Raw genomic sequence first — 23,694 nt, forward strand, 5'->3', positions numbered from 1 at the left:
GCTGCCGGCTTCTGCCTGCGCTTCCGTTTCACTCAAAGGAGAGCAGATATGATCGTTGCTACATGGAACATGCAGGGCGGCGCCAACACGTTGTACATCAATCAAGTGGTTCAACAGACCGGGGCCAACGTGCTTTGCCTGCAAGAGTGCGGGGCCCTTGCCGAACACTTGCATGGCAGGGCGCCCATTATCGGCCCCAATGGCGGAACCCTCGGCTATACAGGCAACCTGCGTCTTGGCCATGGGTTCATGGAATGTGTTTACTGGGAAAACCATTGGATCCAGGGAAGCCTGGCAGTACTCAGCAATATCGGCATCAACGGCTATGGCATTCTCCCGCACGTGGATTTGTTCGGTTTTGTTCCGGCAAACTCCCGTGATCTTCCCTGGATTACCGTGACGAACCCGACGACGGGAAACGTCATCACTGTTCTGTCGATTCATAGTCCGCCGGTCGGTGGTGGCGTTACGTTGGCTCATACCTGCACCTGGAACAATGCACAGATCAACCAGATCAATAACGCTGCGGCGGGTGGAAACTGGGCTTGCGTAGGGGACTTCAATGCCGATCCCACGGCCATCGGCTTTATTGGTCCGCCTGCTGGCGCCATCGTTCGCGGCAATCAAGCTACACAACAAGGTGGCGGGATTCTGGATTACGCCATTACCAATGCAGTCGGGTTTACTTATCAGCAACAAACCCAGCTTGTCGGTGCGTCAGATCACTATCCGCAAGTTTTCAACTGGTAACTGACCGCAAAGCAATAAAGAGAGGTAGTTGAATCGCTTCAACTACCTCTCTTCAATCAGCATCACGCTGATGCCATGTCCGACTCGAAGCCCATAAGCTTCAAAAGCTCATCATCGAGCCAGGCGCGCATCGCAGGATCGCGTACTTCGAATAGTTCGAACACGCCCAGTGCGCGCAGCACTGGCAACTGCGCCACCAGCATGGGCTCTACGCGTCTGCACACCGACTCTGGTGTAGCTGGATCCAACATTTGATGCGCGCAAGCCAGAAAAGTTTCCAGAGATGATGGGCGGAATTCGGTGTTGGACATGTGCAATTCGATCGGGGACATGGGGACATCCTCTCTACATCAATATGCCGGCAATCTTTGAATGCCTGGGGGAACAGACACTCAAAGCGGGATAAAAAATCCTTGATCGGTACACATGCCTGCACAGGATCAGCCGTGTGTTCATCATCAGCACGGCTTTCCGCAAGAATGTTCGTCAGCGTGGCGTAACCATTGCGAAGACCATCCACATCAACTGCACGCTATCTTCTCGAGCAGGGCAACGGTTGCGGTAAGTCCATTTTGTTCACGCATTTTCTCCCCGAGTGCACGTGCGCGTACGCGAACTTCTTCACTGCTTGCGAATGCCATGGCTTGTCCCAGCTTTACCGTATGCAGGTGTTTGTCGAGGACGGCGTATGCCGCCACACCAGCCTAGCGCAGACGTTCGACCCAGAAGAACGGGTCTCCCGCGAACGGCACCACCAACGAGGGCACACCGGCCCTCGCCGCCGAATGGGGGGTGCCGGAGCGGATTAAACAAAGGGAACGGATAGATAGGATGCGAAGGCTTTTTTTGCTCGTCATCCCAGCGAAAGCTGGGACCCAGTGACTTCAATGCAGCAAAGACACTGGACCCCAGCTTTCCCTGGGATGACGACGCTGCTGCCCCCAACTGCGTGATGAAACCAGGCCGCCATTGCGCATCACCTAATGCTCAACGACTGCCTGATCAAACCGAACGCGCCAGCGCGGCTCGATACGTGCATCAGGTGCACGCCGGCCTAGTGCGATGACAAGCGGAATGATTGCGCCACGTGGCAGCTTCAAAAGCCGCGCTACCTTGAGGGCGTTGAAGCCCTCCATGGGGCAACTATCCAGGCCTCGCGCTGTTGCAGCGAGAAGCAAGGTTTGCGCGGCGAAGAGGCTACCTCGGGCCGCCCATTGATGCGTGCGCGCAGCCCCCAGCGGCAACAGCGTAAGCACCGGAGCGATCCAGGACGCCAGCGCCATCAATGGCGCCCATAACCAAAGCCGGCCGATATAACCGAAGCGACGGCAAGTTTTGATCTGTTTTCGGTGATAAGCCCTCGATGTTTCACTGAGTTCGGTGTAGTGCTCGATATGCTCGCTCAGCCCATCAAGTGTCTGCGCACAATAATCCGTGCTCGCGACCAGGACGATCAATGCCGACGCGCTGCTCGCAGCGCGTTGATTCTGACAAGCAGCGGCCACTGCCCCGCGCAGCTGCGGGTCTTTGATCCAATGGAGCCGATACGGTTGAAGGTTGTTGCTGGATGGCGCCAGCTGCGCCTCGGCAAGAACAGCCCGAATATCTTCGTCGTCCACTAAACCGCCATCGAAATGCCGCACCGCCCGACGCTGCGCATTGATAGCTTGGAATGCAGCCCACGTTTCAACCGTAGGCTCCGAGAAGGATGCAAATGCAAGTGAGGTATTCATGGCTGCCATAGCGCTAATTGGACACGCTGAAAATAATGTAAGCTAAAGCTTGCTTTGCCAACTTGCATTGCAAACCTATGCCAAAACCTAAGACCACGCCCCGCAAACGCCCGCGGCAAGCGCGCTCCACCGTTACGGTGGACGCCATCCTGCAAGCCGCTGCTTACATTCTGGAGAAGCATGGATGGGAGGGCTTCACCACCAACAGGGTTGCCGAACGGGCAGGCGTGAATATTGCTTCGCTCTACCAATACTTCCCCAACAAGGAATCGATCGTCGTCGAGCTGCAGCGCCGACACATCGAGAAAGCACGCCCCGGCGATCCTGACACCCTCATCGCACTGCAAGCCAAAGGCGATCTGCACGCGGTGCTAACGACCTTGGCTCGCGCCAGCGTGGAGGAACACCAAGCCGCGCCAGCACTGCACCGCGTATTTGCGGAAGAGTTGCCCCGCTCCGCTCGTCGTGTGGACTTGGCGCGTGATGCTCAGGTGCATGCTCTGCTCAAGGAATTGATCCGCCCGCTTGCACGCAACGTTCCGGATCTGGACCTGGCCATGTTCGTGCTGCGGGCAGCCGGGCACGCGATCGTGCATGAGGCGGTTTATGAGCGTCCGGAGCTATTGAAGAACCCCGCGCTGATCGAGGAATTCGTGCTGCTTATGACGCGTTATCTACAACGGCCCGCTCCGCGTGTTGCCAAGAAAACGCGGACGCCAAAGGTTGTGTAAAGAGGTCCCTTAAAGAAAATCGGCCGCACCCTACGGAAGCGGCATGACATGCTGTTGCTGGCGATTGAACACCACGGACGTTTCCACGCGCAGCACGACAGCATGGCGATTGAAGTGCTCCGAAATGATCGCCTTTAGATGCTCCATATCGCGCACAACTACATGCACAATCAAATCTGCACGGCCAGACACGAGAAACACGCCGCGAACTTCCGGAACCGTGGCGGTTGAACGCACGAAGTTATCGACAACCTCGGTTTCCAACTTGCCGAGCTGCACGAACAGCACGGCCTCCAGTGCGAAACCGATCGCCTTTAGATCCACCTCGGCATGAGCACCCCGCAAAACACCACGCGCCCTAAGCGATTTGATGCGCTCATGGCAGGTTGATGGTGCAAGGCCAACCGTCGCAGCGATCTGCTTATTGGAAAGCCATGCATCCTTCATCAAAAGGCGAAGGATAGCGAAATCTATTCGGTCGAGGGTGGGCTCGTCGGCCATAAATCCGAAATCTATTCGATTGACGGTCTTGCGATCCTAATATCATTCTAATTACATGACAAATAAACGAATATTACACCTACGTATCGTTCTGGCCACCCTGCTGCCATGGATTGCCGCCACCGCGCTGCCAACCGTATGTGACGCCGCCGCCTCCCCCACCACCGCACCCACCGCAATAAACAACACGATCGGGCAACGTTTGATTGCCGAAGAGCGGGCAAGCTGGGATTTAGCCATCAAGGGGAATGCTGCTTCATACACCGCCTTCCATGCACCGGACTTCTTTACGGTCACCGGCACTGGCGTGGTAGACAGAACGCATAGCGAAACATCCGCCATGGACGCGAATGTGCGCTTCGATCAATGCGAGCTTTCAGGATTCGATGTTCGCTTTGTTGCGGAGAATGCCGCGCTTGTCACCTATCACGTAAGGGCAGCCGGGCTTGATCATGGAAAAGCATTCAAGCTTGATAGCTATGCCTCATCGTTATGGATGAAACGGGATGGCAAATGGTTGAATGTGTTTTATCAGGCGACGCCTGTGCTACGTCAGTGAGTAGGTTAGGGTGCAAACCCCAACCTACGCTACGTGGCTAAGGATGAAGTGCTGACTCAAGCACCTTACTCAACGATCCCGTACTGCCTTGGATATCCGCAATTCGCCACCCTTCCCGAGTCTTGGACAGCACATACGTGATGTGCATACGGCTACTGTCACCTTGGTAGATAAAGTCGACGGCTACCTTTGAAGGATCGGGAGTCGCGCGAATTTTCATGTCTCGGGCTCCGGGGTCTTGCGAGTCCCAGATAGGCGCATAGTCGAGTCGGCAAACTTCGTGAGTACGATCCCTGCACTGACGATCGCGCACGATGAGTTCGACCATATGTTGGTCAAAATAGCGACTCAGGACCTCTGCAGGCTGATCGAATAGATCGATGCCGACGTTAGTTGGCTCTTCAATCACCACCTGCCACGCGTAATCGTGATAGAGCTGGGTGACCGTAGCCACTGCGCCGCTGGGAGGTGGTTCGCCGAATGCCGCAAAGGACGTAGCCCAGACACCTATGGCCGCAGTAAAGATGCGTACCGCATTGCCTATTAACGCACCCGTCCTATTCATGACCGCCCCCGATTCGGTCTATGCGATGCCGGCATCTTCAGATTCAATTCCGACGCGGTCAAGGCTTCCGGTTTACTGCCCCCCCCTTTGGACCGGTAGTCAGCCCACTGGACGGACTTGTCCATGTAACTGACGCGTGGCAGTCTGAAGATTCGTAAAGCCCGTGTTTTGCCTAAAGCCCTACATTGGATCGTTACCGCAAGGAGGGAACATGGAAACGAAAGTGCTGAAGGACGTTCTACTTGAGCAAGGTGAAATTGATCGCTATTACGAAGGCCAAGTGCCCACGTCGCTCTGGCGTGCCTTGAATCAACGAAGCGGCATGGCTTTGTTTGAGCTGATTGAAGAGCCCTTTGAAATGTCAAACGGGCGTCATCGGCCACCCGACATCACTATCGTCTCTCGCAACAACGTCCAATGGGTTACCGTATCTGAAGCCCCACGCGGCTTGAGCACCTGGGACGCCCCAGGGATACCCGCTGGAAAAGACTGGAGCTATTACCGTATTCCTGCTGGCACTATTCTTCCGGAGGGTCTAGCTATTGTGCGCGACCATTACAACCGAAAGGCTGGTGCCACCCACCACACCATTGCACCCGCTCGCGATATGCCACTTTCACACTTCAAGTTTCTGCTGAACAAGTTGGCGGAAAACGTGATCAAAGAGGCTGTCTGATGAAAATCGGCAATAACTTTGCTCCGTTGGCACTATGCGCCGTTCGTGACGCCGTTCTTTACCACGAGCGGCTACTGCAGAGCGAGACACTAAGAAATCGCTCTGATTATGAAGAGTACGCCGTGGATTTGTCCGTGTTTCTCGATGAGATCACGCATCGATATAAGAAGCTTGAGGCAAGCCTCGGCCTTCTCCTCAGTGACTTTTTTGAGTCCGACGTTCCCGTCTTGGCGTGTCGCGGAAAAGGTAATGACAAACCACATGCCGCGGAGGTAGCCATAGAAATTTCCGATCCTTACGCCCTGCTTATGGTTTCCTCAGTACGCGATGCCATCCTCTATAGGGAAAGTCTTCTTCGAGATGAAACATCGCAGGAAAACCTTCGCGAAGAGAAGGAATATTTGGCTCATCTCACAGAACTCCTTGAATACGTCAAGGTTGAATACAAAAAGATCGAATCGAAAGTTGGCGTTCCGCTAGAGAAGATTTTGCATTTGAGGTAGCGCTTAGTAACCGGTACAACCGGGACGGGATCTTGGCGGTGAATTGCAGCGCCACGTATGCGACCTCTTATGTCTATAGGTGGTCGCCTGTCATCTATATGACCAACCAGCTCAGCTATACGATCAACCCGATTCCGATACCGACGCGGCTAGCGGCTTCGATTGGGATGATTTCGCTACCGCTCTATTGCTGAGCATAAAGCGTATTCCGACACTTTATTGCCTTAAGAAAATCGGATAAAGGGCAAATCAAATCGGTCTATCCCCGCAATGGGGCGCAGACGCTTTGCCCTCCATCTCGACAAGACCGGCCATTACATGCCTTTCGTTACTGGTCGTGCAGACACCGGATGTGTAGTGTCCGCTCCGCTTCACGGAAAATTCCAATATCTAACGGGGGTCATCATGCATCGATTTACGATAGCGGTCCTGCTCGCCTCGCTGTTCGCCATCAATACCCATGCCGCAGATATCCAATCGGCCCGCGACTGGATAGATAAGGGTGGCGTCGCTTTCAACAAACATGACTTTGCTGCGGCGGCAGATGCTTTCCAACACGCTATCGCGGCAGGTTACCCGAGCGCTGAGGGTAATTATGAACTTGCCTGTGCACTGGCACGAGACGGCAAGGCAGACGCCGCACTTGCGGCATTGGAAAAAAGCGCGACGGCCGGCTACCGCCATCCGCAACAGATGCAAACCGATACTGATCTACTCGGCTTGCACACGTTGCCCGATTGGTCCCGTGTCACCGCGAAAATGACTGAGAACGCACAGGCTTATCACGTAAACCACAACGACCCTGAAAAATTCATGTTCGTCACAAGCGACATCAAACTGTTTTGGTCGGTTTACGACAAGCTTCCCGACGCCGGCGATCCTTCCGCACTGCTTGACCATGAATACCTTGGACACGGCACCGTGGGCCTGCAAGACTTTATCCACGATCGTATTCGCAGCGGAGCCCATCTACTCGACGTCATCCAAAAGCACCCGAAGTACTACGCGGCTATTCGCCCCAATACGCTGAAAGTGGCGCAGCTCGATCCGGAAGTCCGCGAGTCGATGCGCAAATTCAAAATGCTGTACCCGAATGCGGAGTTTCCCGACGTCTATTTCGTCATCGGTGCGTTGAGCTCCGGCGGCACCTCGTCGGACGACGGCTTGATGCTCGGCACCGAGATGTTCAGCCGGGATGCGACCGTTCCCACAGATGAACTCGATACGTGGGCGAGCGCCGGCACCAAGACCATGAACTATTTGCCCAACATCATCACCCACGAGCTGATGCACTTTCAGCAAAACTATGACGGGGATGACCTGCTCGGGCACTCGGTCAAAGAAGGAGCGGCGGACTTCCTCGCGTCGCTTGTCTCGCGTGGGAACTTCAACGACCACATCTATGCCTACGGCTACGCGCACGAATCTGTGCTGAAACAAGAGTTCGCGCAGGATATGAAAGCCAATGACCAGAAGCGCTGGTTCGGACGAGATGCAATGGTCAATGGCCGCCCGGCAGACCTTGGCTACTTTATGGGTTACCGCATCTGCCAGGCGTACTACAACAAGGCTAAGGACAAGAAGCAGGCGGTGAGCGACATCCTAAACATCAAGGATTTTGGCCAATTCCTTAAAGCGAGCGGCTATTTGGCCAGCAGCTGATTCGGTGCGAACGTAACGGTCGTAGCCAGATTCACTTGCACGCGAATTCACCGTCGCAACGAGTGAATCTGACTCGACCTTACAGACGCAAAGAAATCGGCAGGCAATGAGCCGTGTAGGCAAAGCGCAGCACACACCATCTCTACACAAAGCCTTCACACAGTTGCTGACGTATCGGGTCGACAACTGACGAAATACTCCGCGACCTGCAATCACGTCGCGATCATTGCGCGCTATCAATTCGCTGTGAAATAAGGAACTTCCAAAGCTTGGTTCCACATGGCTCGCTTCATGCTTAAGCCCCTAGCGCCTTACAGGGCAAATCGAAGTAGCGTCGACGTAACAGCAATGTTCTTACCGTGAAATTGAATCCCACTACTCAGCACACAGGGAGTTTGAGAGATGGCATTTCCTACCGCGTTGAATTCGCAAATTACTGACGCCGTAACCCAATCTAACGTGAAAGTGATTGGCGAGGCACCCGCCATGGCAATGGGCTCGTTGTATCAAACCCTTGCACACGCCGCCGGTATCGCTGGAGAGAATCTGGTCACGCAACAGCAGAATGCGAACAGCTTGTCGCAAGCGCTGCTTTCTGCGTGTGTGCAATCCCTTGTCGGCTCAGCTGGCAAATAAGGAGAAGAACCCATGGCCTTTCCGACTGCCGTCAATGACCAGATTACCGATTCGGTCACCCAGTCAAACGTGAAAGTGATCGGTGAGGCGCCCTCAGTGGCGCTGAGCTCGCTGTATCAATCCCTTGCGCACGCTGCCGGCATCGCGGCGGAGAATCTGGTCGTTCAGCAGCAAAACGCGAACAGCTTGGCACTGGCAGTCGTGACACGCTGCGCCGAGACCCTACTCGGCACCAATTCCCAAGTGCAGGGGTAACGTTATGGCTGAGGAGACCAGCGTCAACGACCAGATCACTGATGCGGTAACGCAGGTCAACGCTTCGATTGACGGCTCATCCGAAGCCTTGGCACGCGCCATGGCCAACCAGATCATGGCCCATGCCGTAGCGATAGCCATACAAAACGCGGTGGCACAGCAGCAACACGTTTACATGCTGCGCAACGCCGCCACCACTGCCGCAGTCCGCGCCATTCTGGACGCAAACCCTGAGCAGGCCCTGCGCTTTGCCGACGAGGCGCTAAAAGGTGACGACCTCGCCCAGACCATCGAACGCCTCAGTGCCTTGTTGAAAGACAAACCCGCCGGCGACACCAAACCTGGGGAATGACGATGACCAGCGACGAAAAGGAAGCACAGCCCGCTTCACAGGAAGGTGTCACCGCTGCGCCGACAGCTTCCCAAGCCGCCCCAACCACCGACGATTTAGCCACCCAAATTCAGCGCACGCATGACCAGATAGTAGCCGCCCTCACGACGAGCTATCAGGAAGTTGAAGAAGCCATGCGCATCGCCGAAGAAGCAGTAACGATAGCGGTGCACGGGGCAACGAAAGCTGTCGGTATGGCGCAGCAAGCAACCAAGAAGCCGGACGATTAAGTGTTAGGGGGCGGCGGTAGTTAGAAGCGCTAGCTACCTCCGTCCGGTTTCCAAGGATTTCACTCGGAATTCAAACTGCCCCAATGCGGTATGCGCGGGAGCACGTCTAATCAGAGCATCGCTAAAGCGGAGCCCTCCCCTCCGCTTTCAATGCAATGGCTTGTCAGCCATCCGGATATGCTGGGTTTTGCCCAACAGGCTATGGATCAGCACCACTTCATGCGCCGGCCATACCACCGGCTCAATGTGCTGGAACGGCACTGCAGGCTTGTTATAGGCCAAGGTCATGTGCGGCGTGAATGAGCCTTTGGTGTATGGATTCAACGCAGCAGCATTCAAGTGCACGGCGAGTTGTTGATGAAGTGCGTGCAAAGCCTCGTTGCCCTGACTGGTGGTAAGGACAAAATCGCCATAGCTACTGCGACTATTGAAGCTGCCGATCTGATCAAACTGGATAGCGAAGGGTTCCGCTTCGAGATGAGAGAGTGCTTCGGTAGCCTGAGTGATCAAGCCAGGCGGAAGTTCGGTGTAGTCACCAAGATGGAACAGCGTGAGATGCAGGCGGCTGGCTTCCACCGGTTTGCCTTCCATGCGGCGTGCGGCGAGGTGTTTGGCGGCGAAAGTTTCGAAACGGGTGGCGTATGTGGGATCAGGGAAAATGGCTAGATACAGACGATCAGTAGGGATGGCGAGGTCGAAACCTGGCAGAGATCCCTGAGACATGGAGTGGCGCTTCCTTTTGCAGGGTGATCTGGGTTTTAGTGCTTTAACAGCAAGCTTGGGATTCTTCAACCCAGCCCTCTCTAAAAGCAGAGAGAGTTTGAGTTATGGCAGAGATTGAGAGTTAGGCGGCAATGCGCTCGATGCGCTTTATGTCTCTGCCGAGTGCATGATGGGCTTCTTCGAGGTCGTAGTCTGCTTGCAGACCGAGCCAGAAGCGTTCACTAGTGCCTAGTGCTGCTGCGAGACGCACGGCTGTGTCGGCGGTGATGCTGCGTTTGCCGAGTACGATCTCGTTGATGCGGCGTGGCGGAACACCAGCTGCACGAGCGAGGGCGTTTTGGCTGATGCCAAGGGGATTCAGGAATTCATCCAGCAGGACCTCGCCTGGATGAATGTTGGGCAATGTTTTCATGGTTGACTCCATATGTCAGTGGTAATCGACGATTTCCACGTCGTAGGCGTCACCAGATTTCCAGATGAAACAGATGCGCCACTGATCATTGATGCGAATACTGTGCTGGCCTTTACGATTGCCTCTTAAGGCCTCCAATCGGTTAGCGGGAGGTATCCGCAAATCATCCAGCGTCTGCGCATTGTTGAGCATACGCAACTTGCGACGGGCGACCGCCTGGATATTCGCCGGTAGTCTCCGGGAGGGAGTGCCTGCCCAGATCCTTTCCGCTTCCTTGTCGGTAAAGTTATGGATCATGGGCACACCATAACGCCATACGTTATATAACGCAAGGCGTTATAGATACGCATGACCGAAGAAAGCGTTGAATTCTTGGCAAGCCTGGGCTCACCCCACCCCGGCCCTCCCCTGCCTTTGCAGGGGAGGGAGTGGTTTGCAGCTCGACGAAATGGTTCCGCTATTAGCATGAGAGAATGACCGTCCGGCCCCGCGTAAACTGTAGCGCCCGTTAACTTGAACACAGCAATATGAAACCAGAAGATTTGCAGAAACTGGTAACCATCACCATGCCGTACGGCAAATACCAAGGTCGCCTGATCGCTGACCTGCCCGGCGCTTACCTAGCATGGTTTGCACGCAAAGGTTTTCCGCCCGGTGAACTGGGTAACTTGCTGGCATTGATGCTTGAGCTTGATCACAACGGACTGAAGTCGCTACTTGATCCGCTGAGGAAGCGTTAGCCGCACCGCTCGATCAGAAGCAGCAACGACTCCATCGATACCGCTGGATGGCGCTCCCCAACAGGCGGCGCAGTTGACGTGACGTCAGTACCATTGGAAGCACCCAGGACACCCGCTAGCATCAACCCCTTCGAGCACGATGCTCCACAAATGAGAGAGAGGAAGCGATGTTGTCCATTCGAAAGGCCATTCTTGCTGCCTTGTGCCTGTGCCCGCTGGGCGTTCTGGCTGCCGATCAGCCTCCTAACTTCAACAGTACCGATGGACAATATCTGGATTGGCTCGACCGCAGCGTAAAGCCCGATGTCGACTTCTTTCACTTCGCCAACGGCGGCTGGCTCAAGGCCAATCCGATTCCGCCTGACCGCTCCGAATGGGGCGCGTATGTCGCGGTTGATCTGCAGAACCAGCGTTTTATCCATGACATGGTCGAGAAAGCCAGCCAGGACACAAAGGCGGTGCCAGGCAGTGCTCAGCAAAAGGTGGGAGATTTCTACGCCAGCGGCATGGATGAAACGGCTATCAATAGCGCAGGCATCAAGCCGCTGCAGCCGGAACTGGATCGCATCGCAAACATCAGCGCGGTCGAGCAGTTGCCGAATGAGTTTGCACATTTGCAGATGATCGGCGTTTCCGCTCCGCTGGCACTGATGCAAATGCAGGATTACAAGGACAGCAGCAAAGTCATCGCGATAGCCATGCAGGCCGGACTCGGCCTACCCGACCGCGATTTTTACGTGCAAAGTGGCGATGGCAGCGAGAAAATCCGCGCGGAATATGTCCAACATATTGCGCGCACCTTCCAGCTTCTTGGCGATAGCCCAGCGCTTGCAGAAACCGAAGCAAAGTCCGTCATGACCTTGGAGACCAGCCTTGCCAAAGGCTCCATGACCGATGTCGCGATGCGTGACCCCAAAGCGATCTACCATCCGATGGATGTGGCGAGCGTCAACACGCTGACGCCGCGTCTGCATTGGCAAGATTTGATGGCCGGAATCGGCCATCCTGAAATCCGAGGCCTCAACGTGGCCACTCCGGATTTCTTCAAGACGGTAAATAAAGAGCTAACGCATACCTCACTCAACGACTGGAAGACCTACTTGCGCTGGCAGCTGGTGCAGACCTACGCGCCATACCTGTCGAAACCGTTCGTCGATGAAAACTTCCGCATGTCTTCCGTGCTGACTGGCGAAAAGCAACAGAAGCCACGCTGGCAACGCGTCTTGAGGGCCGAGGACTCGGCCCTCGGCTTCGCCATTGGCAAGATGTATGTGGAGCAGAAGTTCCCGCCGTCCTACAAACAGGCGGCAACGCAGATGGTCAACCAGATCCGCGATGCGATGCGCGAAGACCTTAAGACACTCGCATGGATGACGCCAGCCACACGCGAGGCGGCGATAAAGAAACTCGACATGATGGAGCTGCGTGTTGGTTATCCGGATAAGTGGCGCGACTACTCCGCGCTGCAGGTCGATCGCGGCCCCTATGTGCTCAACGTGATGCGCGCCACCACATTCGAACAACAGCGCGAACTGGCCAAGATCGGCAAGCCCGTCGATCGTAGCGATTGGGACATGACACCGCAGACGGTCAACGCCTACTACGACCCATCGATGAATAACCTCAATATTCCCGCCGGTGTGCTGCAGCCGCCGCTGTACGATCCTTCCTGGCCGGATTCGGTGAACTACGGCAACACCGGCGCGACGATCGGTCATGAAATGACACACGGCTTCGATGATCAAGGCGCTCAGTTCGACGGGCACGGCAATTTGAAAAATTGGTGGGCACCGTCGGACCTGAAAAAATTCCAGACCGCTGTGAACTGCATTGCCGACCAATATTCGCAATACACTGTCGACGGCGGCGTGCATGTCCAAGGCAAACTGGTAACTGGCGAAGCCATCGCCGACCAAGGTGGCCTACTTCTAGCTCTACGCGCATTCCACGCTCAACCCGCATTCGCGCACGCCAATACCATCGACGGCTTCACACCCGACCAGCAATTCTTTATTGCCTACGGACACTCCTGGGCCATGGCCACCCGTCCGGAAACGGCAAAGACCCGCGTCACTACCGACCCGCATCCGCCAGAGATCTATCGCACTAACGGTGTGCTGGCGAACCTGCCGGAATTCCAGCAGGTGTTCGGTATCGTTCCGCCAAGTCCGATGATCAAGCCGGATCGTTGTGTGATCTGGTAGAGAGCGACGAAGGTCAACGGCTATCAAGTTCGACAAGCGGGGCCAGATCATTTGAGCGAGAACTCGTCTCCTCATTCAGTGAATCTGGCCCCGTTTTGAATCAATCGACCAGCGTGATCATCTACCAGGCCACGCCGAACGCCGGCAAACGAATGTAGCTGCCGTTCGGAGCGCTGGTGTCAGGCCTTAGTGACGTTCGGCAACAGCTGCCTGACGGCCTCACGCACCGACTTCTTGAGGCCTACCGCTCCCCCAAGACTGCTCCACAGACGAAGTTCTTGCAGGCTCGGATGACCGACCAGGCAACGGAAGGCGTCGACGTCCAGCTGCGGCATGCCCGCGATAGTGAGCCGACGCAAACTGGGCGCCGCAGCTACCGCGGTTAGCTCGGTGAGGCCCTTCATGGTCTCGAGAGTCACTTCTTCGAGACGCGTCAGGGCATCCAGGCTAGGCAAGGATGTTACGTTGCGCATCGAATCGAGACCGAGTTTCTTCAGAGAAGTGAGCTTCGCAAGGATGGACAGATCGTCAAGCTTGTTGATCCGCAGCAAGTCGAGCGCCTCCAGCTTGGGCAGTTCCGCGAGATGAGCAAGATCCCGCGTACCTCCGAGCAAGAGACCTAAGCTGGTCAGCTCACGTAGCGGAGCCAGCATAGAAAGATCCGGTAGTGTGATGCCTCTCAGCCCGAGCGAAGTCAATCGTGTGAGGCGACTAACGCTGGCGATGTCTTTCGTGTGGCCTTCCAGAGAAAGTGCCTCAAGCGCAGGCATGTCTTGCAAGAACGTTAACGAGAACCGCTTTTGGGTGCGGCCGAAACTGAGGCGCTCAAGATTGCCTGGCAGATACGAGAATCCGCTGATGTCTTCGAGGCTCCACAAATCCACGCTCAGGCGTGCCACGAAGGGGAAATACTTGAGGAACTCAAGGTCCTTCCACGGCGAGGTGTGGAAGTGAAGCGTAACGTCACGACGTCCTTCGATCAGGCTGGCTAGCTTTTCCATATCCGCGGGCGCCATCGGCAACCTGACCGCAACCCACGTGCATTCAGGATCTAGGGGCTCAAACGAATCCCGGCCGTGACCGAAGGAACGATTACGCTCGGTTTTCTCTGCTGCCTTACGGTTGTCATCCATCGCCTCACCGTACGCGAACCGTCTGAAGGGTTAGGTATTCTGCCCCGTTTTTATTGTTGTCATGACGACGGCGACGCGACCGGCTGTGCGGGTTTTGCCAATAAACCGTTTATCTCGTCCGCCAGGTCATGAAGCGTGTCGTCGTCGTAGCCGACATGTACATAGGCCACCTTGCCATCGCGATCGATCAGCCAAGTGCGCGGGATAGTGTCTGCACCGTACGCCTTCGAAACAGGCCCTTTGTCGAAGGTATAAATCAGGTTCGGCGTTACCTTCCCCAGCGCGCGGCTGAGCTTGAGAAAGGTATCGTGATCGTCCACGTTCACAGCAACAATCTGCAATTGCTGTGGGCTGACAAGTTTTTGGATGCCCGATAGGACAGGCAACTCCTGCTGACAGTACTTGCACCATGACGCCCAGAACGCGATCACCACGACTTTGCCGTGCATATCGCCTACATGGATGACATCGCCCGCACGGGTTTTACCCAAAAGATCTGGCGGCGTATCACCGACGGCTACGCCGGCTTGTGCCACGGCCGCAGACAACAATAACGGTATGACAAACAGACAGCGCTTAAGAAAGGCCGGCATGCTTTCCCCCCCTGAATTCGCACCAGATTATGAGCATCGTAAGACGTTTCAATTTGTCATAACCATGACAATCGGGGCCAGGTTCTCGCATGTGCTGACATGTCGTTGCAATGGGTGGACCTATTTGCCGCCTACCTTGTAGAGCGTATGGGTGATTTTAATAAGTGAACCCGTCCCCGTTTTTCACACTTCACCGAACATCGGTGATTTCTTTACGCAATCAAGTTCAAAATCCCGCCCTTCCAAGGGGAACGTGTAAGGCCGGCACAAACCTGCGTGCCGGAACAAGCAAAGGGGCAATCCATAGCTGCACATTCTCACGTCGCAAAAGCGAGGCGTGGGAGAGCCAGTTTGCTGTCGAAGTATCGGAAAACGAATGCGTGACACAAACCACCCTCCGCTCATGAAACCGGGCGGGCAAGACGACTTCGACTACGGCTCCCTTGGAAAGCACCACGTGCCAAACCCTAAACTTCAAGGAGAATGTCATGTTCCGCGCATCATGCAACATTCGACTGCTTCATCTCATCGGCATCATTGTGCTTTTCTTTGCAGGCCTCACCTCAGCTCAGGCCCTGCAGCCGGCTGGACCCAACCGTCCAGCGAACGTTCCAGCAAACTATGTCATCACGCCTGCAGGCTACTTCCATCCAAGCTGCGTTGTGCATTTGGCAAAGGGAGATGTTCTACGGAGGGATGAAAAAACCATCCAGCATGCGAATGCACGCGTCGATAGCATTCCTGTTTGCCAGTATGCGCATTTCAAGCCCAACGGAGAAAAGGTGGTGGGCGATGAGCGAGGTATGCGGGGTGTAAGGCCACCTACGATCGGCCATGCCTGGATTGAATATGCAAGCACCGCCACAAGCTCCTCCTACGGTGAGCTAGGAGCCGACTGGAACGTCCCATCAGCGCCAAGCGTCAATAACGGCCAGACGATTTATCTCTTCCCTGGCCTGGAGGATTACAACGATGTTGTGACGATCCTTCAGCCGGTGCTGGGTTGGAACTCCGACTATGCTTCCGCGTGGGGTATCGCCAGTTGGAATTGCTGCGTGAGCGGCACTGTGTTTGAGGCCACACCGACCCGAGTCAATGTCGGAGACAAGATCGCCGGCTACATGTGGGATAACTGTGCTTCGGGAACACTCTCGTGCACTTCATGGGATGTGCTCACCGAGGATCTGACCACGGGAAACTACTCGGAACTGATGGGCACATCGAGCCAGGGGCAGACCTTCAACTGGGCCTTTGCCGGCGCCTTGGAGGTTTACAACGTCTATCAGTGCAGCAACTTCCCCGCGGGTGGCTCATTCGCCTTCTATGATTTGGAGCTCTACAACGACAGCTTTGTCGAGTACTCCAACCCGGGTTGGACCTTTACCAACCTGTCCTCTGGATTGACCCCGCAATGCGGTTACGGGGCAACGCTGTCACCAGCGACGGTGACGCTCTACTACTGATTACTTTCATCAGAGCATTTCACTGCGCATGTAGTCATAGTGTCAGGGGATGGAGGTAGCTAAATACCGGTAGCTACCTCCGTCTCGCCGCCACGGCCACTTCTGGTCAGGTTCATTTATGAGCGAGCATGTCGCAAAAGGCGAGCCTGATTCCGTATATACCCGCCCGTGTTCTTTGACGGGCTACATGAAGGCCATATGACAATCGCCCCATCCCATGGGGCGAAGTGAGCGCCAAGCCCCGCGAACGCAAAGGAACTGCTAGACCCGCCAACCATGTGTGGCACACTAGATCGAACGGCGGCCCGACAAACCGCCAACAGGGACGAATCATGTCAGCACAGCCAAAGAGCGTCGCATCGACGCTCCTGCCGGTTTGGGAAGTGCGATACGCATCGATCAACGACTACGCCATGGTTATCTCCTTAGATGACTATGAGTCACTAGTAGGCCAGTTCAGGATTGATGGCACCCCTAAAAATTGGATGGACCGCCCTCTAGTGGGATTCGTCGATAGCAAACGACGCAAGAATAAGTGCCCACCTGCTGACGTTAGGCGATGGTCCCCGAAGTTCTGGTAATCAATGAAAGGGCCAAAGAGGCGCCCGAATCTTTCCTATCAAAGTTCGGGCAGCTGCAGGAACTTGATTGCGAGGGAACTGGTGAGATCCGCTATTTCTACAACGTGACGAACGTTGTGCCATGTGCAGACATCGAACATTCCTAAAAGATGCGACTCGGGGACATCAAGATGGAATCGTTCAACAAGTCCCAGTCGCCCAAGGAGGTTGCTGCTTTCAAAGACCCTTCGACAGTGAAAGTACGTATCTATATCAATGATGCCGGAAGAGTGATCATTGACCCTTTCATAGCTTCGACGACGCTAATCGGCATTGAGTGCGGCCCATTGGAGCCTCTCCGAGGTTAATGCCGGCGTCTAAATTGTTTCCCCAGAAAGATGGGCAAAGGTAGTTAACAGGGTTAATTACCTCCGCCGCCGGCTGTCCTGCTTTGTCAGTGTTTTACACAAGGAGATGAACATGCGTAATTTTCTATTGGCAGCAATAGCTTTGTTGTTACCTTTAGCGGTATGTGCCACGAATACGGCGCAGAGCTCACGTGCGTTGAATACAACGCATCAAACGTCATCGACAACAGCCCCAGCTCCCACTCTTGTGTCGGGGCAGACTGTTGACTACGACAATTACGGCATCTTGTTGTACGGTGCAAACTACGACGCAAATACTTACGTGGACATACGTTCCACCACAGGCTCCAATATCCTGGCGTCCGTGCAACCGCCGAACATCACCTATTTACCCGGCTCAGTGAATGGAGCACTGTCATTCAGAATCAACGATCCGACATTGCAGGGCTTGTTGACGACACAAGGACTTCGGTTTTACGTCGTTAGTCCGACTGCTGGCTATCAGTTTGCAGGACCACTAACCGTTGTTCGGGGATCTCCGTCTTTACCCAGTCAGCCCGCGGCATTTCACTCGGTCTATTTTCACATATCCCTTGGTTCGTTCTGGGCGGCACTTGCAGACGACACTGGCAGCCCCAGCCCGCGCCAACAGATGGTTTGGTCGCTTAATAATGAAATGCAGATGATAAGGGCTTCGGGCATCGACACCATTACAGTACCTTTGCCGGACAACGATGGCTGGGAGAGCCAGCACGGGGGCGGCTTCTCCTACGACCCCGTCAATCATCCATCACCGCAGTTTGCAGTTGGACAGGAAATTGTTCTGCGTATCGCGGCAGCAAATAATCTAAAGGTGATATTTGTCATCATTCCGTCTCTCTATCGTGAAAGTACAGACGGTCGATCAGCGTGGAATGGCTTGGCTGATCAGTATGATGTGACCCCGACCACGGATGGGGCGCTGAATTACATTCACAGCCTGATTGACCCAGCGTCAATGTATGGCGGCGTGATGACTACGGAGCTTTCCACCATCGGCCTAACTGACGGTCCGATTGGGTCCTACTACAAGGATCCTCGCGTGCTTGGCTTCATTTTGGCGCCAGAACTTAACCCTGAAGTTGTGTCAAGCGAAGGCATAGAAACGCACAAAGCTTTTTTTGATAAGTACTGGAACTGGTTTTACAACTTGGTTCACTGGAATGGATCAAACACGGCGTTTGCTGGTCTGTATTTAATTGGCTCTCCGAACAGCCCTGGTGCAGCCGCCATGGTCCCAATTATCAAGGACTTCAAGTCCTGGTTTGCCCCGGGAAGCGGCTATTCGATGCCTGATTTGATTGGCATCGAGGGTTACGGCGGCGCTGGTTACCCGCTGCAGAATGCTGGAGCTGATATGAATGTGATGGTTGATGCAGTGGTTCACGCGGATACCACTGACTATCCCAACGACTACACCATCTCTCCGCAGAAAGTCTTCATAGGTGAGGCAAATACGGATGAGCTGTCGAATCCTTATACCAACCAGTATTACCAGTACATGCAGCAGTTGATCGCAAAGCGTGGGCTAGCGGGTGTGCAATGGTTCGAAAGTGACACGTTGTCAGACGGCACGCCACCAGCGCTAGGAGACTCGGGTTACGATTTGTTTGAAACTTCTTTTACTGCATACGGAACAAAAACATTTCCTGGGACGTTGCCTTCCGGTTTTTCGTGGCACTACCCAAGCACTTCTATCAACTACGCGGATCCGACAACATACAGCTCGTCCACCGACAATTTTCCTGCGACATGGGGCACGATTTCATATACTGCCCCCACCGCCAAGGGATATTGGTACGGCGAAGGTATTTCTAATTTCACGAGCGGCAAAAATGTAGTGGCCTATGCGTACCCCAATCCAATGACTGGCAACTCGTCAGGTCTCGCGGTCACTACCGTTTATTGGGACGCGACGGAGATGCCTTCGGTGATTACTGTTGAAATCCACATGAATTCGCCAAATGGCACCCTGTTCTCTGGCGGTGGGGCTGCCGGAAGTGCGGTCACAGGAACGTGGGTGTCGAAGGGGACAACGTTTTATGTGCAGGACGTAACGGGAGGCAAGCCTTTGACGTCTGCAAATACTCTGGCGGTCATATACGCTGACGTCCAGTAATACAGGCATCAAAAGCCGTCTGAAAACCCAAAAAAATGGGACGGAGGCAACAAAAGTAATTTAATTGCCTTCGTCTCCACAACGACAGCTTTGTGGAGTACTCCAACCCGGGTTGGACCTTTACCAACCTGTCCTCGGGGTTGACCCCGCAATGCGGTTATGGAGCAGCGCTGTCACCAGCGACGGTGACGCTCTACTACTAATCGCTTTGTTTAGAGCATTTCACTGCACATGCAGCCATAGTGTCAGGGGGATGGAGGTAGCTAATTACCGTTAGCTGCTTCCGTCCCTGACATATCCCCAGTTTTTAACAGCCCTCTCCCCAGTTGCTCGATAACCACAGCGGCCGAGTTACGTGCCCCTATTTCGCCACGTAATGCCCGGCGACAAGCCCCCTATGAATGGCTGGGTCATCGTAAGATATCGGCGGATCGTCGCGATGATGTGCGGCGAAAAGGGGGCAATATGGGAAAGCGCTTTACCGCGTCTGGCGCAATCTGCGCCTGGTTTGCATGCATTTCAGCGATGTGGCTTGTAGGCATGTGCGGGCCTTTGCTCGCCGCCACGCCGCCGCTGCAAATCAACGCCAATACGCCATTACGCGCGGACGCGCTGTCCAAGGCCGAGTTCGACGCTATCGTGGCAGAAGCCAATGCCGTAGTCAGCGCGCCACGTACTGGTGCGGACATACCGCTACCGGCAGCATGGAAAGCGCTTAATCGGGAGAAGATGTTCGCGATGCTGACCATGCCGGACTTCGGCAGTATTCCCGAAAGAGCCCGCGACGTGCTGATTGATCAAGCCGCCACTTGGGATCTGCTCACCTTCACACGACCGTCCGACGCAGTCGAACTTTGGCGGCGCCTGTTGCCCTCCGCAAACCTTCCCCCCAAATACTTAAGTCCGACACGCATCGACCTCGACGCGACCTGGTCTCCCACATCTGTAGCGATGGCCGAGGTTGTCGACTGCTTTCCCACGATCGTGTGGAATGCGCAGGGCGATCCTCTTGTGTTGACCTCGGTCAAAAATGCAGCGTGGCAATGGTCCAATAGCATCGGCTGGGATGGAATGAGTCGCTGCCTGCCTGAGGCCGGCATGTTCTCAAGCGATCTCCCGCCCAAGTCAGTCATTGCGCAAGCGGGAAAAATTCTCATCCAGAAGCTTTCCGATGAAGTGCTTCAAGACGGCTGCACGCGGTCAGGCGCGGATAGCTGCGTGGTACTTTTGCAGGCGCTCTATGGGCTCGACCCGAACAGTTCAAAGCTTCCCGATGTCATCAAGCACATGGAGCCGTCCTATGCGCTGGATACACCTATCTCCATGCCGTCGAGACCCACGCCCTCCACGGGCAGGTTGACGCGCGAGGAAGTGCTTCCCGCGCGCGAGGAAATATTGCACCGCACGTTTTTCCTAACGATGAAACTCCCCGTACTGCTGAAACATCCTGAGGCATGGCCGGCCGGCGAACTGGACAAGACGGTGGTCCAGGCCGTGGCTTTGGCTTTGGAACTGCACCGCTTGGAATACATGAGCGCTAGTCACCTGACCGAGAATCGCTATTTCGCCAATCCATGGCAATGGATCACACCGATGCAGCAGGAGCGCGTAGCCGACGCGATGGCCAAAGCGGGCGTCGCCTATGCGATGCGACACGGTTGTGAAATCGGTAGCGACAGCTTCAGCGAAGGCACGCCAGATTTCTGGAAGGCCTTTGTCGTTGAAAACATAGTGCTGAATCACGGTGATTGCGGTCGGTCTCCCAGCCTGGATCTAGCTCAATTGGTTCAGGCTACGGACGCAGAGCGCGCCCGTCTCATGCAGCCATTAAAACCAGCTGCAGCCGCACTGATGACCCAAGGTGAAGTACGCGATCACGCCCTTGATCTAGTAGCCGATGCGTGTCACGCAAAAAAGAACACTGCCGCCGACCCTTTCGAACTTTGCGCGGGCATCGCCTCACGCGACGCAGCCAAGCTGGCGCAAATCAAGGCAAAGGCTGCCGAAGTGGCAGCACACATGCCAAAGGTTGATCCCCTCGCTTGCGATCGAAGCACGATCGTTGCCGCCGCCAAAGCGCTGCACTTTACGACCCAGGAAGATTTCTGGGAAGGAACGCATAGCAATTGCCGGAAAGACCCTTCGAACACCAGTCAAGCCATCGTTGCACTTACCTATCGTGCGGGTGAAGAAACGACAGGTAAGGCACAAGAGAATACCGACGGTGATTACGACCTTGATATCGTCAGCATCGACCTCGCTACGAATACCATCCTAGCGCACACGCATCAGTCCCAAGCCATCCCAAGCGATGCGGTGATGTTCGACTCGCTAACTATCGACACGGCCCGATACATTCTTGCGCCTGGCCAGCGTGCATTCGGCATTCGGATCGACCACGGCGCACACTGCTATCAGTGCGCATATAGTTTTACCGAACTCACGCTCTATCTGGTCGATGGTCAGCAGCTCAAAGAAATCCTGAGCATCAATGCAGATGTGCAGCGCTCCGCGGACACCGATGCATGCCCAAATGCGGTAAGTAGTTCGAAAACGAAAGTCTCCATCGGCAAAGGCACAAGTCACGGATTGGCTGACATTGTGCTATCCACAAGCACATCCGTCGATGCCAACAGCGAAGACGGTCAACCGAAGAAATGTTCATCCACTTCGTCTAAAACCAGCACGATCCACTTTGATGGTGTTCGCTACCCTTGGGTGAAAGAGGACACGTAATGAGCTGGTGAGACGCGATAAAGTATCGTGCCGTCATCCCGGCGAAGGTCGGGATGACGATACGCTCTGAAACAAAATCGCCGTAAATATCGACCTTTCGCCTGAAAGACTAAAAACGCGGAGGCACCTCAGCCTACTTCTCTTCTATTCCAACGATCCATCTAATTCAGCCGCCGCCATTTCCCTTGTAAATTAGAAAATTACCCTGCCGCTGTTTTTTTGGCTCATTGAAGATGGCGATGCCGAGCTGCTTCGCCATGTCTTCCAACATTTCGTCGGGCGTCGTGAGATGAGTCGTCGAATCCTCTTGATAGGCATAACTCGCTATCGCTTGCCCGTTGGATGTGCTTAGAACACGCAACGCGATACTTGCGCGGCTTGAGTGAAACGCCACGAGCCCCGCGCGGTGGTAATCCTGGACCTCGCCGTTTATGACATATCGGTAGCCTTTGGCCTTGGCATACGCGATCGCCGCATCGTCAGCGAGCTGTGCCTTGGCTCCAACGGGCCTTGGCAGCGAGACGGCGTGCAGATCAGGCTTTTGCGAAAGTACGCGGACAAAGATGGAACCCGCATTCGCCCCGGAACCGTCACAATCCGTCTGATTAGCGATACTGCAGTCCTCGAACATCACCACGGCAACAGTGCCTCCGTGGGGAATGCGATGTTTTACCGTGATGGATGGGGCGGTGGCACATCCGGCCAACAGCATCACCGTTGCCAACAGAGCGCGTGTACGCATGGTCATAACTGACTCTCTCCAAGCCTTGAAAGTGCCATCGCTACGGAACAGGAAAAGACACCAAACTTCTTTATTTGTGCATCAAAGAACAGTCAAGTTCTTTTTAGTGAGAGGACAAGCTTGCCAGAATGAGATGGCGTGACATAGGCGCGCAAATTATTACGGCAAACACACTGATGGCACGAACATCGTCCGGCCAGTGACCTTGCGCCTCCCCCAACCCGATTGTCGGTTTTGACCCGTGTCATTCGTCGAGATAAGTGAGTAGCCCGAATTGTCGTCCACGATAGGGAGAAGACCACCATGAAGAAATATCTGCTCGCCATCTATCAGCCTGGCGCAGATGGCGAAATGCCACCGCGCGACGAGCTGGACAAGATCATGCAGGAAGTACGGAACATCCGCGAGGACATGAAAGCCTCTGGGGCTTGGATCTTCTCGGGTGGCCTGGATTCGCCAAGCACGGCCACTCTGTTACGGCCTCACGGCAGGGACACGCACATGATTGATGGGCCGTTTGCGGAATCGAAGGAATATATCGCTGGCCTTACGATCGTCCAAGTTCCCGATCTGGATGTGGCACTGGAATGGGCTCGGAAACTGGTCAAAGCGACCGGGCTTCCGATTGAAGTGCGGCCTTTCCTAGAACAGAGCGCTGGCTGACTTTAGA

25 protein-coding genes and 1 pseudogene are annotated in these 23,694 nt (G+C 54.9%); 16 read left to right on the forward strand and 10 right to left on the reverse strand.

The window, feature by feature from the left end:
• Positions 1–48 precede the first annotated feature (48 nt).
• Positions 49–750 (forward strand): endonuclease/exonuclease/phosphatase family protein, encoded by a 702-nt coding sequence (locus QQJ86_RS16720; RefSeq protein WP_284322107.1) that lies wholly within the window; start codon positions 49–51, stop codon positions 748–750.
• A 62-nt stretch (positions 751–812) separates the two neighbouring features.
• Here the strand turns inward: QQJ86_RS16720 and QQJ86_RS16725 are convergent, their stop codons facing one another.
• Together QQJ86_RS16725 and QQJ86_RS16730 are read right to left on the reverse strand one after the other, a co-directional pair.
• Entirely contained in the window at positions 813–1,082 is a 270-nt protein-coding gene (locus QQJ86_RS16725; protein WP_284322108.1) for a hypothetical protein, read from the reverse strand.
• Positions 1,083–1,730: 648 nt separating this feature from the next.
• Positions 1,731–2,483 (reverse strand): nitroreductase family protein, encoded by a 753-nt coding sequence (locus tag QQJ86_RS16730; protein ID WP_284322109.1) that lies wholly within the window; start codon positions 2,481–2,483, stop codon positions 1,731–1,733.
• Between the two features lie 77 nt (positions 2,484–2,560).
• Here QQJ86_RS16730 and QQJ86_RS16735 point away from each other — a divergent pair, with 77 nt between their 5' ends.
• The gene (locus tag QQJ86_RS16735) at positions 2,561–3,214 is read left to right on the forward strand and encodes a TetR/AcrR family transcriptional regulator (protein WP_284322110.1); all 654 of its coding nucleotides are present in this window, start codon (positions 2,561–2,563) and stop codon (positions 3,212–3,214) included.
• A 30-nt stretch (positions 3,215–3,244) separates the two neighbouring features.
• Here QQJ86_RS16735 and QQJ86_RS16740 read toward each other — a convergent pair whose 3' ends face one another.
• On the reverse strand, positions 3,245–3,715 hold the full coding sequence (locus tag QQJ86_RS16740) for an Lrp/AsnC family transcriptional regulator (RefSeq protein ID WP_284322111.1): 471 nt from the start codon (positions 3,713–3,715) through the stop codon (positions 3,245–3,247).
• A 55-nt stretch (positions 3,716–3,770) separates the two neighbouring features.
• Between QQJ86_RS16740 and QQJ86_RS16745 the strand changes: the two genes are divergently transcribed.
• On the forward strand, positions 3,771–4,274 hold the full coding sequence (locus QQJ86_RS16745; RefSeq protein WP_284322112.1) for a nuclear transport factor 2 family protein: 504 nt from the start codon (positions 3,771–3,773) through the stop codon (positions 4,272–4,274).
• A gap of 37 nt (positions 4,275–4,311) precedes the next feature.
• Here the strand turns inward: QQJ86_RS16745 and QQJ86_RS16750 are convergent, their stop codons facing one another.
• The gene (locus QQJ86_RS16750) at positions 4,312–4,839 is read right to left on the reverse strand and encodes a DUF3828 domain-containing protein (RefSeq protein WP_284322113.1); all 528 of its coding nucleotides are present in this window, start codon (positions 4,837–4,839) and stop codon (positions 4,312–4,314) included.
• Positions 4,840–5,050: 211 nt separating this feature from the next.
• Here QQJ86_RS16750 and QQJ86_RS16755 point away from each other — a divergent pair, with 211 nt between their 5' ends.
• From QQJ86_RS16755 to QQJ86_RS16785, 7 genes and pseudogenes are all read left to right on the forward strand, one after another.
• Positions 5,051–5,515 (forward strand): Tse2 family ADP-ribosyltransferase toxin, encoded by a 465-nt coding sequence (locus tag QQJ86_RS16755; RefSeq protein ID WP_284322114.1) that lies wholly within the window; start codon positions 5,051–5,053, stop codon positions 5,513–5,515.
• A complete protein-coding gene (locus tag QQJ86_RS16760; RefSeq protein WP_284322115.1) occupies positions 5,515–6,018 on the forward strand; it encodes a hypothetical protein in 504 nt (167 codons plus the stop codon). Before QQJ86_RS16755 ends, QQJ86_RS16760 begins: the two co-directional genes overlap by 1 nt.
• A 405-nt stretch (positions 6,019–6,423) precedes the next feature.
• Positions 6,424–7,680: a hypothetical protein gene (locus QQJ86_RS16765; protein ID WP_284322116.1), complete on the forward strand. Its 1,257-nt coding sequence runs from the start codon at positions 6,424–6,426 to the stop codon at positions 7,678–7,680.
• Positions 7,681–8,082: 402 nt separating this feature from the next.
• Positions 8,083–8,295: pseudogene (locus QQJ86_RS16770) on the forward strand (RebB family R body protein); the annotation flags it as partial.
• Between the two features lie 33 nt (positions 8,296–8,328).
• Positions 8,329–8,571 (forward strand): RebB family R body protein, encoded by a 243-nt coding sequence (locus QQJ86_RS16775; RefSeq protein WP_284322118.1) that lies wholly within the window; start codon positions 8,329–8,331, stop codon positions 8,569–8,571.
• A 4-nt stretch (positions 8,572–8,575) separates the two neighbouring features.
• Positions 8,576–8,923 (forward strand): RebB family R body protein, encoded by a 348-nt coding sequence (locus tag QQJ86_RS16780; protein WP_284322119.1) that lies wholly within the window; start codon positions 8,576–8,578, stop codon positions 8,921–8,923.
• A gap of 2 nt (positions 8,924–8,925) precedes the next feature.
• Complete coding sequence (locus QQJ86_RS16785) at positions 8,926–9,192, forward strand: hypothetical protein (RefSeq protein ID WP_284322120.1); 267 nt, start codon at positions 8,926–8,928, stop codon at positions 9,190–9,192.
• 147 nt (positions 9,193–9,339) lie between these two features.
• Here the strand turns inward: QQJ86_RS16785 and thpR are convergent, their stop codons facing one another.
• The 3 genes from thpR to QQJ86_RS16800 all read right to left on the reverse strand — a co-directional run bounded on the left by thpR (position 9,340) and on the right by QQJ86_RS16800 (position 10,624).
• Positions 9,340–9,915 (reverse strand): RNA 2',3'-cyclic phosphodiesterase, encoded by a 576-nt coding sequence (thpR, locus tag QQJ86_RS16790; protein WP_284322121.1) that lies wholly within the window; start codon positions 9,913–9,915, stop codon positions 9,340–9,342.
• Positions 9,916–10,036: 121 nt separating this feature from the next.
• Positions 10,037–10,327 carry a HigA family addiction module antitoxin gene (locus QQJ86_RS16795; RefSeq protein ID WP_284322122.1) on the reverse strand — a complete coding sequence of 97 codons (291 nt, stop codon included), beginning with the start codon at positions 10,325–10,327 and terminating at the stop codon, positions 10,037–10,039.
• A gap of 15 nt (positions 10,328–10,342) precedes the next feature.
• Positions 10,343–10,624, reverse strand: coding sequence for a type II toxin-antitoxin system RelE/ParE family toxin (locus tag QQJ86_RS16800; protein WP_284322123.1), 282 nt, complete (start codon positions 10,622–10,624; stop codon positions 10,343–10,345).
• Between the two features lie 230 nt (positions 10,625–10,854).
• Between QQJ86_RS16800 and QQJ86_RS16805 the strand changes: the two genes are divergently transcribed.
• Both QQJ86_RS16805 and QQJ86_RS16810 read left to right on the forward strand, forming a co-directional pair.
• Positions 10,855–11,067 carry a DUF3820 family protein gene (locus tag QQJ86_RS16805; protein WP_284322124.1) on the forward strand — a complete coding sequence of 71 codons (213 nt, stop codon included), beginning with the start codon at positions 10,855–10,857 and terminating at the stop codon, positions 11,065–11,067.
• A gap of 167 nt (positions 11,068–11,234) precedes the next feature.
• Positions 11,235–13,271, forward strand: a complete 2,037-nt coding sequence (locus QQJ86_RS16810; RefSeq protein ID WP_284322125.1) for a M13 family metallopeptidase — start codon at positions 11,235–11,237, stop codon at positions 13,269–13,271.
• 179 nt (positions 13,272–13,450) lie between these two features.
• Here the strand turns inward: QQJ86_RS16810 and QQJ86_RS16815 are convergent, their stop codons facing one another.
• Entirely contained in the window at positions 13,451–14,404 is a 954-nt protein-coding gene (locus QQJ86_RS16815) for a leucine-rich repeat domain-containing protein (RefSeq protein ID WP_284322126.1), read from the reverse strand.
• Between the two features lie 59 nt (positions 14,405–14,463).
• Positions 14,464–14,997 (reverse strand): TlpA family protein disulfide reductase, encoded by a 534-nt coding sequence (locus tag QQJ86_RS16820; RefSeq protein ID WP_284322127.1) that lies wholly within the window; start codon positions 14,995–14,997, stop codon positions 14,464–14,466.
• Positions 14,998–15,485: 488 nt separating this feature from the next.
• Here QQJ86_RS16820 and QQJ86_RS16825 point away from each other — a divergent pair, with 488 nt between their 5' ends.
• The 3 genes from QQJ86_RS16825 to QQJ86_RS16835 all read left to right on the forward strand — a co-directional run bounded on the left by QQJ86_RS16825 (position 15,486) and on the right by QQJ86_RS16835 (position 22,282).
• Complete coding sequence (locus tag QQJ86_RS16825; protein WP_284322128.1) at positions 15,486–16,460, forward strand: hypothetical protein; 975 nt, start codon at positions 15,486–15,488, stop codon at positions 16,458–16,460.
• A gap of 1,040 nt (positions 16,461–17,500) precedes the next feature.
• Positions 17,501–19,546 carry a hypothetical protein gene (locus QQJ86_RS16830; protein ID WP_284322129.1) on the forward strand — a complete coding sequence of 682 codons (2,046 nt, stop codon included), beginning with the start codon at positions 17,501–17,503 and terminating at the stop codon, positions 19,544–19,546.
• Between the two features lie 465 nt (positions 19,547–20,011).
• Positions 20,012–22,282: a PA3715 family protein gene (locus tag QQJ86_RS16835; protein ID WP_284322130.1), complete on the forward strand. Its 2,271-nt coding sequence runs from the start codon at positions 20,012–20,014 to the stop codon at positions 22,280–22,282.
• 166 nt (positions 22,283–22,448) lie between these two features.
• Here QQJ86_RS16835 and QQJ86_RS16840 read toward each other — a convergent pair whose 3' ends face one another.
• Entirely contained in the window at positions 22,449–23,030 is a 582-nt protein-coding gene (locus QQJ86_RS16840) for a hypothetical protein (protein ID WP_284322131.1), read from the reverse strand.
• A 297-nt stretch (positions 23,031–23,327) separates the two neighbouring features.
• On the opposite strand from QQJ86_RS16840, the gene QQJ86_RS16845 reads away from it, so the two are divergent.
• The gene (locus QQJ86_RS16845) at positions 23,328–23,687 is read left to right on the forward strand and encodes a YciI family protein (RefSeq protein WP_284322132.1); all 360 of its coding nucleotides are present in this window, start codon (positions 23,328–23,330) and stop codon (positions 23,685–23,687) included.
• Positions 23,688–23,694: the final 7 nt, after the last annotated feature.

Origin of the sequence: Dyella acidisoli, from assembly GCF_030160295.1 — a bacterium.
Classification (GTDB): domain Bacteria; phylum Pseudomonadota; class Gammaproteobacteria; order Xanthomonadales; family Rhodanobacteraceae; genus Dyella_B; species Dyella_B acidisoli.